Source organism: Niallia sp. FSL W8-1348 (assembly GCF_038006745.1).
Classification (GTDB): domain Bacteria; phylum Bacillota; class Bacilli; order Bacillales; family Cytobacillaceae; genus Niallia; species Niallia alba.
In genome coordinates this window covers 1079304-1094044 of record NZ_JBBOVV010000001.1, presented here as the reverse complement: position 1 = coordinate 1094044, position 14741 = coordinate 1079304, and the positions used below count along the sequence as shown (strand labels likewise).

General features: G+C 34.2%; 14 protein-coding genes. 8 read left to right on the top strand and 6 right to left on the bottom strand.

The window, feature by feature from the left end; translation table 11 throughout:
* Window positions 1–145: 145 nt before the first annotated feature.
* The 8 genes from NST60_RS05160 (at window position 146) to NST60_RS05125 (ending at window position 9459) form a co-directional block, all read left to right on the top strand.
* The gene (locus NST60_RS05160; protein WP_169188074.1) at window positions 146–1045 is read left to right on the top strand and encodes an ABC transporter ATP-binding protein; all 900 of its coding nucleotides are present in this window, start codon (window positions 146–148) and stop codon (window positions 1043–1045) included.
* Window positions 1038–2285 carry an ABC transporter permease gene (locus tag NST60_RS05155; RefSeq protein ID WP_016201940.1) on the top strand — a complete coding sequence of 416 codons (1248 nt, stop codon included), beginning with the start codon at window positions 1038–1040 and terminating at the stop codon, window positions 2283–2285. The genes NST60_RS05160 and NST60_RS05155 overlap by 8 nt, the downstream gene beginning before the upstream one ends.
* Before the next feature lie 656 nt (window positions 2286–2941).
* On the top strand, window positions 2942–4150 hold the full coding sequence (locus tag NST60_RS05150; RefSeq protein ID WP_341098291.1) for a metallophosphoesterase family protein: 1209 nt from the start codon (window positions 2942–2944) through the stop codon (window positions 4148–4150).
* A gap of 5 nt (window positions 4151–4155) precedes the next feature.
* Window positions 4156–7152, top strand: a complete 2997-nt coding sequence (locus NST60_RS05145) for an AAA family ATPase (protein WP_341098290.1) — start codon at window positions 4156–4158, stop codon at window positions 7150–7152.
* 2 nt (window positions 7153–7154) lie between these two features.
* The gene (yhaM, locus tag NST60_RS05140; protein WP_016201943.1) at window positions 7155–8156 is read left to right on the top strand and encodes a 3'-5' exoribonuclease YhaM; all 1002 of its coding nucleotides are present in this window, start codon (window positions 7155–7157) and stop codon (window positions 8154–8156) included.
* A 264-nt stretch (window positions 8157–8420) separates the two neighbouring features.
* The gene (locus NST60_RS05135; RefSeq protein WP_016201944.1) at window positions 8421–8615 is read left to right on the top strand and encodes a sporulation YhaL family protein; all 195 of its coding nucleotides are present in this window, start codon (window positions 8421–8423) and stop codon (window positions 8613–8615) included.
* Between the two features lie 577 nt (window positions 8616–9192).
* A complete protein-coding gene (locus NST60_RS05130; RefSeq protein ID WP_035416275.1) occupies window positions 9193–9276 on the top strand; it encodes a YjcZ family sporulation protein in 84 nt (27 codons plus the stop codon).
* Window positions 9277–9369: 93 nt separating this feature from the next.
* Window positions 9370–9459: a YjcZ family sporulation protein gene (locus tag NST60_RS05125; protein WP_035416274.1), complete on the top strand. Its 90-nt coding sequence runs from the start codon at window positions 9370–9372 to the stop codon at window positions 9457–9459.
* Between the two features lie 134 nt (window positions 9460–9593).
* On the opposite strand, the gene NST60_RS05120 is transcribed toward NST60_RS05125, so the two are convergent.
* The 6 genes from NST60_RS05120 to NST60_RS05095 all read right to left on the bottom strand — a co-directional run bounded on the left by NST60_RS05120 (window position 9594) and on the right by NST60_RS05095 (window position 14396).
* Window positions 9594–9773 carry a hypothetical protein gene (locus tag NST60_RS05120; RefSeq protein ID WP_035416273.1) on the bottom strand — a complete coding sequence of 60 codons (180 nt, stop codon included), beginning with the start codon at window positions 9771–9773 and terminating at the stop codon, window positions 9594–9596.
* A 226-nt stretch (window positions 9774–9999) separates the two neighbouring features.
* On the bottom strand, window positions 10000–10554 hold the full coding sequence (locus NST60_RS05115) for a DUF3267 domain-containing protein (protein ID WP_016201946.1): 555 nt from the start codon (window positions 10552–10554) through the stop codon (window positions 10000–10002).
* A gap of 366 nt (window positions 10555–10920) precedes the next feature.
* The gene (locus NST60_RS05110) at window positions 10921–11490 is read right to left on the bottom strand and encodes an HTH-type transcriptional regulator Hpr (protein WP_016201947.1); all 570 of its coding nucleotides are present in this window, start codon (window positions 11488–11490) and stop codon (window positions 10921–10923) included.
* 643 nt (window positions 11491–12133) lie between these two features.
* Window positions 12134–12484 carry a YtxH domain-containing protein gene (locus tag NST60_RS05105; RefSeq protein WP_101730359.1) on the bottom strand — a complete coding sequence of 117 codons (351 nt, stop codon included), beginning with the start codon at window positions 12482–12484 and terminating at the stop codon, window positions 12134–12136.
* A gap of 91 nt (window positions 12485–12575) precedes the next feature.
* The gene (serC, locus tag NST60_RS05100) at window positions 12576–13658 is read right to left on the bottom strand and encodes a 3-phosphoserine/phosphohydroxythreonine transaminase (RefSeq protein WP_169188076.1); all 1083 of its coding nucleotides are present in this window, start codon (window positions 13656–13658) and stop codon (window positions 12576–12578) included.
* A 315-nt stretch (window positions 13659–13973) separates the two neighbouring features.
* On the bottom strand, window positions 13974–14396 hold the full coding sequence (locus tag NST60_RS05095) for an HIT family protein (RefSeq protein ID WP_169188077.1): 423 nt from the start codon (window positions 14394–14396) through the stop codon (window positions 13974–13976).
* Window positions 14397–14741: the final 345 nt, after the last annotated feature.

Here is a 14741-nt window from a genome sequence, read left to right as displayed (position 1 = left end):
ATTAACTTCTTAAAAACAAAAGAATAATCGCTCACTTAGAGGCTGAAAATAAACTATGCTGGATGTTACTAAAAATAATATAATATCAGTGTAAAATGAAACCTTTTACAATTCTAATCGTATAACAGAGTGAGGAGGGGATTTTGTGTCATTAGAGCTAAGAAACGTGACAAAAAAATTTGGTTCGTTCACTGCAGTGGATGATTTATCTATTTCGATTCCTGAAAATGAAATGTTTGGTTTTTTAGGAGGAAATGGGGCAGGAAAGACGACTACTTTTCGGATGATTCTAGGTATATTGGAAAGTACAGCTGGAAGAATAACATGGGATAATAAACCTATTAATTATTCAACAAGTCCGCATATTGGATATTTACCAGAAGAAAGAGGGCTGTACCCAAAATTAAAAGTGCGAGATCAGCTTGTCTATTTAGCTAGGCTGAGAGGGATGGAAAAAAAGGCTGCATTAAGAGAGCTGGAATATTGGCTGGAGCGCTTTAAAGTTCCTGAATATTTGGATAAAAAAGTGGAGGAACTTTCCAAGGGAAATCAACAAAAAATCCAATTTATTAGTGCTGTTTTACATAAGCCGAAGCTATTAATCTTAGATGAGCCATTTAGTGGATTAGACCCAGTAAATGTTGAGCAATTAAAAAGTGCAGTTGTTGATTTGAAGAATAACGGTACAAGTATTGTCTTTTCTAGCCACCGGATGGAGCATGTAGAGGAATTATGTCAGCATCTGTGCATCATGCATAAAGGAAAGCCAGTTGTGCATGGTTCTCTAAAGGATATTAAAAGAAGCTTTGGTAAGAAAAATGTGACTATCCACGCTGACTTTGATTTAACGCATTTAATTCGTTATCCAGGTGTACTAAAATTAAAGGAAACAGCAGAGGGAGTTTCTCTTCAAATTGAAGGAGAGGAAATTGCGGAGAGAATTTTAAAAGATATTGTTGGAAAAGGCTTTATCCGCAAATTTGCATTAGAAGAGCCTTCTTTAAATGATATTTTTATCGAAAAGGTAGGTGCTTCTCTTGAATAGTTTTTGGATTATCTTATTTCACACATTTTTAAGTAAGTTTAAAACCAAATCTTTTCTAATTACAACGGCTATCACCTTATTATTTGTTGTTGCACTCACAAATCTTACTACCATTATTGATACTTTTTCTGGAGAAGAAGGAAAAACAGAAGTAGCAGTAATTGATCAAAGCGATTCTTTATTGCCAATTATTCAAGAGGCAACAAAGACTTTAAATGAGGATCTGGAACTAGTTCCCTATAAGGATAGTGAAGAATCTGCTAAAAAAGAAGTAGAAGAAGGAAATTATAGTGGGTTACTGGTAGTAGATGTAGATTCAAGTAATTTACCAATCGCCACTTATTATACGATGGACATTGCAGAAACATCTATTTCCGATAATATAACAAATGGTATCCAAATGGTTAAAAGTCAATTAGCAGCTAATCAACTCAATTTAACAAATGAGCAGCTAGCAAAATTAAATGAACCAGTTTCTTTTGAGAAAATTGCCCTTGAGAAAGATGCGAAGACAGAAGAAGAATTAAATCAAGCTAGAGGGCTAGTTTATGTTCTCTTATTCTTAATTTATTTTGCCGTCATTTTGTACGCTAATATGATAGCGACAGAAGTAGCTACTGAAAAATCGTCACGTGTAATGGAAATACTGATTTCCAGTGTCTCCCCAATAAAGCATATGTTTGCAAAAATTCTTGGAATTGGTCTACTAAGTCTAACTCAGTTAGCGATATTGATGATTGTTGGTTATTTCTCGCTGACTAGCAATGAAAGCTTAAGTTCGATGGAAGGGTTCTTAGGGTTTAACGAGGTACCTGTAAGCACAATTATTTATGCTGCTATCTTCTTTATTTTAGGTTATTTCCTATATGCTACTCTTGCTGCTTTACTAGGCTCGCTTGTAAGTAGAATTGAAGATGTACAGCAAATGATTACACCAATGACATTATTAATTGTGGCAGGGTTTATGATTGCAATGTTTGGATTAAGTGCACCGGACACCACATTTGTAACGATTACTTCTTATATCCCATTCTTTACTCCAATGCTGATGTTTATGAGAGTAGGAATGCTGAATTTACCAGTTTGGGAGCCGATTTTAGGAATCCTTGTTTTAGTTGCAACCATTATGATTCTGGCCATTTTTGGTGCAAAAGTATATAAAGGTGGAGTGCTTATGTATGGAAAATCTAATTCTTATAAAGATATAAAGAAAGCACTGCAACTAACGAAAAAAGAATAAACTTGTAAAGAGCTGGGACATAGGTATTTTCAACCAAATAACCTCGAACGATTATACGTACATGCTAATGAAGGTTCGTATAGTTGTTCGGGCTTTTTTTATTCGTTTTAAAAAGGAGATGTTCTATGAAGTTTGTTGCTGTTACCCGCAGCCTGAATACACTTCGCTTTCCGTGGGGCTCGCGCTGAGCCTCCTCAGCTTCGCCTCCGGGGTCTCAGGCTGTCTCGCTAATCCCACAGGAGTCTACGTGTATTCAGGCTGCTCCGTTTTCCAAATAATTATATTTTCCATTATAAAAACAACCATTTTTTAGAAAAAAACGATTAAAAACGGAGTGTCTGTAGCGTAATGGAACGAGTTGGTTTCGCTACTAAATGAGAGATTGTTCGTCTTATCTAATCTATTATTTATTTTGTTTTGTCCCAGTCTCATTTCCCACTTTTAACGGACAGTCATCCATGAAGCAAACTTCACCAACAAGGATGAAAATAGGGGGGGACGACCGTTTATTTTCATGGGAGTAAGACTCCCCTCCTCAAGCTTATGAGAATACAAGGTTGCATGAGATATTGAAATGAACAACAAAATAGATAAGAACGTGCATTCGTATTTTGTGCATGGTAGAATAGAAACAAATAGTTTTAGGACGTGAGAGTATGGAAATATCCTTTATACATTGTGCGGATTTACATTTAGACAGTCCAATGGTTGGATTGAAGAATTTGCCCGCATTTATACATAACAAACTGAAGGAAAGTACATTTACTGCATTTAAGAAAATAATTGATACTGCCATTAGCAAAAAAGTAGACTTTATTATTATTGCTGGAGATATTTATGATGGGGAAGACAGAAGTATAAGAGCTCAAATTCGCTTTCGAGACGAGATGCTTCGTTTAAAAGAAAAGCAAATTGAGGTGTATCTTGTGCATGGTAACCATGATCATTTAAATGGTCGCTGGGTACAAATAGAATTGCCTCCTAATGTGCATGTTTATCCTTCTATGGTGACGTTAGAACAATTTATGAAAAATAATGTAACGGTTAATCTCTATGGTTTTAGTTATGAAACAAGGCATGTCAAAGAGAGAAAAATTGATGAATACGCACGAAGAGATGATGCCAATTTTCATATAGGAATTTTACATGGGAATTTAGAGGGAGCGACTGACCATAGTGCCTATGCTCCTTTTCAAGTGAAAGATTTGCTCGCTAAAAAAATGGACTATTGGGCTTTAGGCCATATACATAAACGTGAAATTTTAGAGACCATTCCTCCTATTATCTATCCAGGAAACATTCAAGGCCGGCATAAAAAGGAAACGGAAGTAAAGGGATGCTACTATGTAGAATTAAGCGAAGGAGATGCTAGTTTAGAATTTATCCCAACATCTGAAGTGATTTGGGAGACAGTGAAAATAGATGCCAGCCCTGTAAGAACATTTGATGATTTATACAGACTTTGCCGGAATAAAGTTGATGAAAAGAGAGAGGAGAGATATTCCTTTATTATTTCCATCGAGATTGAACAATTGAATTTGGAAGAAACTTTTCTCGATTCCGATTTATTAGAAATTCTCCACCAGGATGAGGTAGATGCAGACTCCTTTGTTTGGGTTGCCTCTATAAAGAGACAGGAAAATACGGCATGGTTAAAAGAGAATCTATTAAAGGAATCAGCATTTTATGAAGAATTATTTGCTGTTTCAAAGGATTCCGAGTTGGTGGATGAAGCAGTCGCTCCATTATATCAACATCCAAAAGCCCATCGTTTCTTAGAGGAGCTTTCTGTCAATGAAAAACAAGAACTAGCAAAGGAAGCAGAAGATTTGCTGCTTACAATGCTTATGAAAAGCGGGAGGTAACCAATATGGAACTAAAAAAGATTACCATTTACGGTTATGGAAAACTAGAAAATCTAACGTTTTCTATCCATTCTCCCATCCATGTGTTTTACGGGGAAAATGAGGCTGGTAAATCGACAATAATGAGTTTTATTCATAGCATTTTATTTGGATTTCCAACAAAACAACAGACAGAACTACGGTATGAGCCGAAGCTGCAGCATAAATATGGGGGCAAATTAGAAATTTATTTTCCTAAAATTGGACTAGCAACAATTGAAAGAGTCAAAGGAAAAGCCACTGGTGATGTTACAGTCACTTTAGAGGATGGCAGGAGAGGGCAAGAGGAGCTTTTAAATGAACTGTTAGCAGGAATAGATAAAAGTCTTTATCAATCCATTTTTTCGTTTAATTTACACGGATTGCAAAATGTGCAGCAATTAAAAGGAGAAGAGCTGGGGCGATTTTTGTTTTCAACAGGGGCGGTTGGCTCCGATCGATTATTGAAAGCAGAAAATGAGCTACAAAAGGAATTAGACTTGCGCTATAAGCCTAGCGGAAAGAAGCCAGTTGTAAATGAAAAGCTCCAAAATTTACGAGATAAGCATGGTCAATTAAAAGTAGCGGAGAAGGATAATAATCAATACGTACAATTACTTGCAAAGAAAAGGGAGTTAGAAAAAGAAAGGCAGTTAACAGAAGCTGAATTAAAACAAGAAGAGCATGAAATACGATATTTGGAAGAATGGATAAAAATAAAAGAAATTGCACTAGAAAAGGATATATTGGAAGAAAAATTAGCTGCTTTCAAGGAGCTTAATTTCCCGCAGAATGGATTAACTAGATGGGGAGCGCTAAAAGAGAAAATGCTTTCTGTAGAAGCAGAGCTTCGCTATTTAGAAGCAAAAGCATTGGAAATAGAACAAGAAATGACCAGCTTATCTATACAAGAAGAATTAATTAAATCTGAAAAGGATATTATATTGGCTGTAGAAAAATTTCCTGTTTATGAACAATTACAGAACCGGCAAAATCAAGTACAAAATCAACTGAAAAGTATAGAGGAAGAAATTGATAGTCTAAAAAGTAAATTGCATTTACCGATAGAAGAAGAGATTTTATTAAAGGAAAGTAATACAAGTATTTTCTTAAAAGAACAATGTGCACAGGCCGCTTCTAAACAACGGAGATTAAAGGAGCAGAAAGAAGAGCTAGACGAGCGGTTAAAGGATGAACAAACAACTTTAGAATTATTAGAAGAGACAGTGAAGGAATATAAGCAGAAACTCTTGCCAAAAGATGAGAGAATTAGACTAGAAGAGCATGTAAAGAGTGATAATCAAGTTAGATGGAACAAAGAGAAGGCAGATCTACTATTAAGGGAAATCAAGCAATTGGAAGAGCAAGTAAAGGTAGAAGAAAAGCGTATTAAACAGAATACCATGATAACAAGTGTGTTATCGACTTTTCTTTTATTAGTTGGAGCAGGGGCTTTATTTTTTGAGCAATGGTTCTTAACACTTATTAGCTTTGCTATAAGTATTGTTTATTTTTTGGTGTTCTTGTCTGGAAGAAAACTTGCTAAAAATGAAATTCGTAAAAAGAAGAAAAGAATCGTACTTATTAAGGAAGAACGAGCTCAGTTACTTGCAATTATGGAAAAGGGACAGGGAATTTCTCCATATGAGGAACAGAAGCTAGAAGATGATACAAAGTGTAGAGAGAAATTCACACAGCTTCAGTTTAAATTAGAGCAGCAGAATGAGAGCTATGAAAGAGTATTACAAGGATTTGAAAAGTGGGAAGCAGATTTTCTTTCCCACCAGAAGCTGTTAAGACAATTGGCTAATGAGCTTAGAATTCCTTATGAATTGGCAACACAACAAATATATGATGCTTTTTTGTTAATAGAAGAATGGAAAGCAAAAGATAGAGAAAGTAATTCTATTTATCAAGAGCTTGAGGAAATTCAACAGGAAAGGGAGCAGATTATTAGTAAGATTATCCACCTTTTTGAGAAGTTTATCGGAATGGAGAAAGAAACGATTGCTAATATGTGTTACCGATTAAAAACAGCACTAACGGAAGAAAAAAAGAAAAAAGACAGAATAGAAACCTTGCAGAGAAAACAAGATGACCTATCAGAACATATGGAAAAATATCAAACAGAGTATAATCGTTATGCAGAAGAAAAAACTGCTCTCTTTTCAATTGCAGGAGTAAAGGAGGAAGAGGCATTTCTTGAAAAGGCAGCGCTGGAAAAAGAAAGAGATACATATAAGGAGAGGCTTTCCACGATTGATGTTCAATTAGAAATAGCCCATATCTCCAAAGAACAAATTCCTTTGTACAAAAAAATCCTAGATCCTGAACGGCAATTAGATGAAAAACAAACAAAAATAGAAAGATTAGCGTCTCGCTTGAAAGAGCTTGTAGAAGAGGCGGCAGCGATTAACTTTACGCTTTCACGAATTGAGAGTGGGGGTACGTATACTGATTTATTGCATACATTTAAACAATTTCAGTCTGAATTCAAAGAAGACGTAAGAGAATGGGCAAAATTTGCCGTTGCAAAACAGTTATTAGCCAAAACCGTTGAGCAATATAAACAAAAACAGCTGCCAGCTATGCTGCAGAAAGCAGAGGAAAATCTAGCTTTTTTGACAGAAGGGAAATACATTCGGATTTTGCCAAAGGAAGAAGGGGCAGGATTTTTAGTAGAAAGTCATCAGCATGTTTTCTATGAAGCGAAAGAATTAAGTCAAGGAACGACAGAACAACTATATTTATCTATTCGAATTGCTTTGGCACAAACGTTTTATAAAAGCTTTTGGTTTCCGTTTATTATAGATGATAGCTTTGTTAATTTTGATGAAAAACGAACGGAGAAAGTGATTCAATTATTAAAGAAGTGCGAGCAAAATCAATTGATTTTCTTCACATGTCATCGACATCTATTAAAGCATTTTCCAGATAATAGTTTGCATGTATTACCAGCAGAGGAAAGAGAAACAAGCTTATAAAGATGGAAGAGGTTCATGCTATACTAAATAAAGAGAAAGATAAAGGAGAGAGTGAGTTGGATAAAAAAGGAGTACTTCAGTATGAAGTTGGGGAACAATTTGAGTCCTATTTATTAATAAAGAGTGCGACAAAAGCAATTGCAAGTAACGGGAAACCGTTTATGACGCTTATTTTCCAAGATAAAACTGGTGAAATTGAAGCAAAGCTTTGGGATGCTACAGAAATGGATGAACAGAGCTATCGGCCTGAAACAATTGTAAGAGTTAATGGTGATATTCAAAGTTATCGTGGAAAGTCTCAATTAAGAATTCGCCAAATTAAGGTTGCAACAGGGGAAGAGGGCGTTCGCCTAGCTGATTTCTTAGAAACAGCTCCACTTACAACCGATGAAATGTTAAGTAAAATCACTCATTATATATTTGAAATGCAGAATCCTAATATTCAAAGAATAACAAGACATTTAGTAAAGAAGCATCAGGAAGCATTTTTACAATTTCCAGCAGCGACAAAAAATCATCATGAATTTGTTTCTGGCTTGGCATATCATGTTGTCAGTATGCTAGATTTGGCTAAGGCAATTGCTTCGCTTTATCCAAGCTTGGATAAAGATTTGCTATATGGGGGGATTATTCTCCATGACCTTGGGAAAGTCATCGAATTATCTGGACCAATTTCCACTTCATATACTTTGGAAGGGAATTTACTTGGACATATTTCCATTATGATTAATGAAATTGGTAAAGCAGCGGATGAGTTAGGAATAAGAGGAGAAGAAGTAGTGATTCTTCAACATTTAGTTTTATCTCATCATGGAAAGCCTGAATGGGGAAGTCCTAAAGCTCCATTAATTAAAGAAGCGGAAATTTTGCACTATATCGATAACCTCGATGCGAAAATGAATATGTTGGATCGTGTATTAGAAAGAGCGAAACCAGGTGAATTCACGGAAAGAGTTTTCCCATTAGAAAACCGTTCCTTCTATAAGCCGACATTTCATAAATAAAAGATTAAGGAGGAGTTCCGATGGGATCTCTTCCTTTTTTGTTTGACTATTTACTATAGAATGTTGTTTTTTAATAGAAAAAGTCAATCGTTCAGGCGAGGAATAATGGCAATAAACTATACGAAAATAGCCTTTTATATAATGGTTGTTAAGGATTATTTGGAAAGTTATTTCTTGTGAAAATCTGCGCTCCAGGGAATAATCTAGTTTTTCTAGCATAGGATGAAGTAAAAGGTAGTTATTACTAGAAAGGGGTAATTTTCAATGCTAGGAATCCCACTTTGGATTATTTTTGTATTAGGAGGAATTGCAATAAGTGCGTTTATGGCAGTTAAAACAGGAAAAGAGGATAGAGCTACAGAAAATGAAATAATTGAACAAGAAGGAGAAGTTTATATGAAGAGGCTAGAGGAGGAGAAAAAACGCAGAAATGGAGAAGAGAGGGCGTATGAGAATTAACAGCCTTAGTCTTCCTTCTTATTAGGAACTTCTTTTATTTCTATTTACTCCAAAGGATCTAATGCTATAAATTCATTTCTAAGCAGTGTACCTCTGCTAAGGAAACGAATTTTATGGGTTGGGTCCTTTGTTTTTTATGTCTGTTTTTACAACATATTTATGGTATATCCTTTTGTCCTTTTTTTCCTGATAAAAAATGGGTATATGTCCTGTTCCGAATTTAGGTCAAATACATATGATAAATTGAGCTTGAATAAGAGTTCAAAAGAATTCGCGTTAAGCAAATTCAAAAGGTTGTTACGGTTACGTAGTAAAAAAGGCAAATAGAGTTGGCGTACTATATGGAATTATATAATTAACAGTAAATTCTTTTATTCGGATCTCAGCAAGCTCAATCGTTATCAAGTGATCAATAGGTTTTAGTTTAGATAGAAGTGGACGGAGTTGTGTAAAACTGAAAGCATATTGATCATCGATTGGAAGAAATTAACGCAGTCATATGAATAAAAGAAAGAAGAAAACCGAAACACCATAAATTTATTTAACAAATGGTAGCAACCTTAAAGGAGGTGTTACTATGGGTAACGTTTACGGCGGAGGTTTTGCTTTAATCGTTGTACTGTTTATCTTATTAGTTATCGTTGGCGCTGCATGGCTGTAAGCTATAAAAGCGTATAATGGCAATCTTACTAGGATGAGTGCCCATTTATGCGCCAAATGAACAACTGGAACGATAGAGAGAGGAGGAATCTTCATGTCTGGTGGAGGAGTTTACGGTGGAGGCTTTGCTTTATTAGTAGTACTATTCATCTTATTAGTGATCATCGGAGCAGCTTGGCTATAAGTTGATCTGAAGAAATATAAAAAGAAGCAAGTGTAACAGTCGGTATTATCGACTATTACACTGCTTCTTTTCTACATATCTCTGTTTGCCAGTATGATTAAAGGAACAGAGATGGTTAAAAAAATAATTTGATGTTAAAAAAGAATATCTACATAGGAAGAAATCAAAAGAATCGTGATAAGAACATTTATTGTTCGAAAAACTTTTGGTTGTTTTTCTTCAGGAATTTCTTTTTGTAAACATAGGGCATTTGTTAGTCTATTAATATTATATAAAATAAAAATAGCTAAAATAATGAAAATGGAGATCATCATTGATTCCCTCCTTATAAGCGGAATTTATTGTATGTTATTTACATTATCAAATAACAGGATAAAAAGATAGTATTATCAACTATTTTAGACGGTAACTTAGTATTTTTGTTCTGGAAAGAGCTCGGATGATTCTCTTGCCTCCTTGCAATCTATCTTAAGGAGGCTGTTAAACAAGCATTCAAGTTTTATATCATTGTATGTTTCGTCAGACAATAATAGAATCTCTTTACGATAATTCACTAACATTATTTATCAATATCTCAAATCCATCTTCGTTTTCTTCGACATAACAAGAACGAGGAGAACGCCATAGGTTTTTCATTCGAATAAAATCTGGGACACACATCCCTGTATGATAAGCGAAAAGCATTAAAAAATAATGAACATAACTTGTAAAAAGAAAGCAAGATAATAATAATAGTCCACTAATAATGACAAATGGAATAATTAAGGCAAACTGAAAGTGTATTTTACCGATTGGTTCTTTTACCTGAATGTGAAGAACAGGCAAAAATTGCAAATGTCTATTCCATGTCTTTTTAATTTTATCCCCTAGATGAATCATCGGCAATAAATGTAATAATTTGTGTAAAGGATACATAAGTAAAATCATTGCCATAAATAATAAAAAGTAATCGTCAGAAAGTTTATTATGTGCAAAATAGGTTGTAATTGGTACATATAGAAAAAGGAAACAACCAATCATTGTCATAGAAGACAGAATAAATAGGCGCTGAGCTCCATATTGTTTATGGAAGTTGACAGTCTTCCAACAGTTCATGTTAATACCCTCCATAGGGAGAAATTTTTAGTTACTTGTGATATTACTTTCTTGCTTGAATAACTAATAATTGGAAGAATATCTTTTCTTTGCCTTATCTTGCGTTTTAATCAAGCAAACTCACCTTGCTACTTTACGATGAAAAGAGTAAAAAATCAATAGTCTCTTTATACAAATTTAAGACATTTTTTTATTTTAGATTGGAAAGAAATGAAGGATCATTCTCTCTATGTATTTTTTGCATTTGTAACAGTTGTTTAAATTTTCCGAAAAAAAGACAAGAAAGCAAGCTGCCCTCTTATCTTTTTTTACCACCGGTCTAGAATGTCCCAAACCTGGAGTCCTTTTCCCCAATTTTTTATTTCTCTATTTAGTAAATACAGGATCTTTTTTCTTTAGATGCCCTTCGTCCTCTTCCAAAATATCGTCAAGATTAGTAAAGGATTTTTCAAAAATTTCTATGAAGTTATCTCCGTAAATATGCTTAACGATTGTCATCATTTCTAAAAGCTCTGGAAACTTGCCATATAAATTTTTGATTGGTAAGGAGGCAGATAATGCTGAGCTGTTACTTGGATTATAATCTTCCATAATTTGAACAAATACTTCTTTGCCTTTATCTGTAAGACAAACGTACGTATTTCTTTTGTCATTTTCTTTTTTCGAGAATTGTAGTAGTCCTCTTTCTTCTAATTTCTTCGAAAAATTAAATGCTGTTGAGACATGCATTACCCCAAAATTTGCTACATCTGAAATAGAGGCACCATTTAACTGGTAAGCAATCCAAAGTATGTGGTGCTCATTAATGTTCAAATCATACGGCTTAATCCAATTTTGCCAATCCTTTTCGATTGCCTTCCATAATGCTTTGCTAAGTTGTCCAATTCTTTGAGTGAAGAGTAAAGCGTCCTTCATTGAGATCTGACTTTCATTCATCCACAAATCACCTACTTTTCTGTTATCTATAAACATTATGCCAATAAAACAAAAATTAATAAAGATAAAAATTAACAAAATTTTTAGAAATAAGAAATTTTGTTTAAAGTAAGCGCTTTAATGTATAAATATGTATCAACCCGAATGGAAATCCCTTAAAATGTCTATAGATTTTAAGGGATTGGAAGAGAGGAAAAAAGAAAAATAAGCATTTTGTGTGTTCCAAAAAAGACGTAATTGTAAAATCTAGAAAAATCATAAAAAAAAGAAGTGAATAAAAAATTAATTTTCACAAAAAGAGCAGCTAGGTAGAGTTAAGCAGAAATGGCATAAAAGAGAAATGAAAAATTATATGCGAATAGAAATTTAACATAATCGTGTAATGAAATATAACATGGAGAGAGAGGGTGAGGAGGAATAAAAAAACGGAGGATATTCATGTTAGAAATCCTCCATTTTTTATCTGCTATTCGATTGTTAAAGCATCATTCTTATCCCACTTTTAACGGACAGTAGACTCCCATCTCAAGCTTATGAGAATACGAGGAAGATAGGAGGGAGATCAACTGCCCGTAAAGGTCCGATTGGTTCAACTAACCATCAGTGGGGGATGAAGGAACCCCCCACTGATGGAAGTTTCACTTTATTTTAAATCATTTTCTAACTCATTGATCGTAGATTGTAATTCATCAAGTTCCTTCTGAAGCAATTCTTGATGTGGCTTTACTTCTTCTTTCCACGTTTCTAATGATAGCTTAAGATCTTCAATAAAAGTGCTAAATACGGTTTTACCCTCTACTGTGGCTGTTTTTACAGAATCTTTTATTTCATTTAAATCCAATTTTAGTTCTTGGATATGTTGAAGAAATGCTTTTCCATTTTCATTGCAGGCTTTTCTTACTTCTTTTCCTGAGTAAGGAGTAGTTAGTAAGGTAGTGATTCCCGCTGCAATTCCTCCGATTAAAAATCCTGATAAGAATGATTTTGCGCTCATTTACTTACACCTCGCTCTTTTTTCCATCATTATAACGTATTCAAGCGATCATTACTATTTTTTAGGTTCTCCTCTTATACTTTGTCATAAGTTATTGATTTTTGCGTTGGAATTCCTTCATGAATTTAGTAAGCTCCATTACATGTTCAAGAGGAACAGCATTATAAATGGAAGCACGGCAACCACCGACAGATCGATGTCCATTAAGACCAACAAATCCTGCTTCCTTTGCCTCTTGTAAGAAAGCCTTTGTGAGGTTTTCTGACTGTAAAGTAAAGGTAACGTTCATTTTAGAACGGCTTGTTTCTTCTGCATGACCACGATAAAAACCATTACTTTGATCGATTACATCATATAAGTGTTTTGCTTTTTCATTATTGATGGCAGCAATTCCTTCCACTCCACCTTGTTTTTTTACCCATTTTAAGACAAGGGATAAAAGATAAATTGCTAAAGTTGGTGGTGTATTGAATAAAGAATTATTTTTAGCATGTGTATGAAAACTTAACATGGTCGGTAAAGCAGCATCTTCTTTTATCAAATCTTTTCGAATAATGACGACAGTCACTCCAGATGGTCCAAGATTTTTTTGAGCACCTGCATAAATCAAGCCGAACTTCGAAACATCTATTGGAGTACTTAAAATATCGCTGGACATATCAGCAATTAAAGGAACAGATACATTGGTAGGATAGCTGCTCCATTGGGTGCCATAAATCGTATTATTACTTGTAATATGAAGATAAGCAGCATCTTTTGGTACTTCAATCTGTTCTGAATTAGGAATATATGAATAATTTTCATTTTTGCTTGAAATGGAAATAGCTGTATTACCAAGTTTAGAAGCTTCCTTTAATGCTTTTTCTGACCATATGCCAGTGAGTGCGTAATAGGCAGTTTGATTTTTAGGAAGCAAATTCATTGGGATCATCGTAAATTGAAGACTTGCGCCTCCTTGTAAAAAAAGAATTTCATAATTATCTGGTATAGAAAGTAAAGATGTAAGGAGCTCTTTTGCTTCATTATGTACAGCCTCATAGTCAGCGCTACGATGACTTAATTCCATTAAGGACATGCCTGTATCATTAAAGTTCAACCAATGCTCCTTTGCTTCTTGTAGAACCCATTCTGGTAAAGCTGCAGGACCTGCGTTAAAGTTATATGCTCTTTTCAACGTGCTTTCCTCCTAAATTAACTTGTTCAAATTGTAATGCGGTAAAGACAAAATGAATACCCTTATACTAACAAATTCAGCTGATTTGTACAGATTAAAAAAACACCTTTTTTGAAAAAATTAGAATTTTTCAAAAGGGTGTTTAGTAATTTTGTACTATTAAAAAAGTATTTCCCCCAAGCTAAAAAATTTTGATTGTTGATAGGTAAGGGGGAAGGAATTAGTGGAATAGAATTGAAACTATTATTAAATAGCTTTTTGGAAAAAGTGAATTTTTTTAGAAAATTCTTTTGTCTCGGTATGTTTGGTAGGTACTTATCTCACTTTTTCTTCAATTTTCTTCGCAATCTCTGTCAATTCTTCATTTGAATATCCATCAAAGTTTGTTTTCCATACTGCGCCAAAACCATCACCTTTTCCATAACGTGGGATAAGATGCATATGATAATGGAAAACAGATTGTCCTGCTTTTTCGCCATTATTATTAAGGAGATTTAAACCAACTGGTTCATATGTTTCTTTAATTGCAGATGCAATGCTTGGCACGACTTCAAATAGATTGCTTGCAATTTCAGGTGTTAATTCATAAATATCTTTCACATGTTGTTTAGGTACAACCAATGTATGTCCTTTTGTAACTTGGCTAATATCTAAGAACGCCATAACATGTTCATTTTCAAAAACCTTTTTAGACGGAATTTCTCCAGCCATTATTTTGCAAAAAATACAATCACTCATAAAAATACCTTCCTTCATTATGTATTACCAATATTTTAACACAGGAGCTATTTTAGTGAACACCAAAAGGAAAGAGGGTGCCTAGTAAAGGCTGTTCTTACATGAATTGTCCAAGTAAGAAGTTTAAGCAAACTCCGTACATTTCTGGCAATACATGTTAAGAAAACCTTGTTAGGACACCCTCTTATTGAAGGAGAGAACTTCTTCATGTTTTAGGGTTCTTCTCTTTGATAAACACCTCATTTAAAAATGAATTGTTATTATGAGAAAAATCGATCATTGTTCAAACGAACCATCCCCTTAAAATGTCTTTATATGTTCAAAAACTTATAAAGAATGGATGAC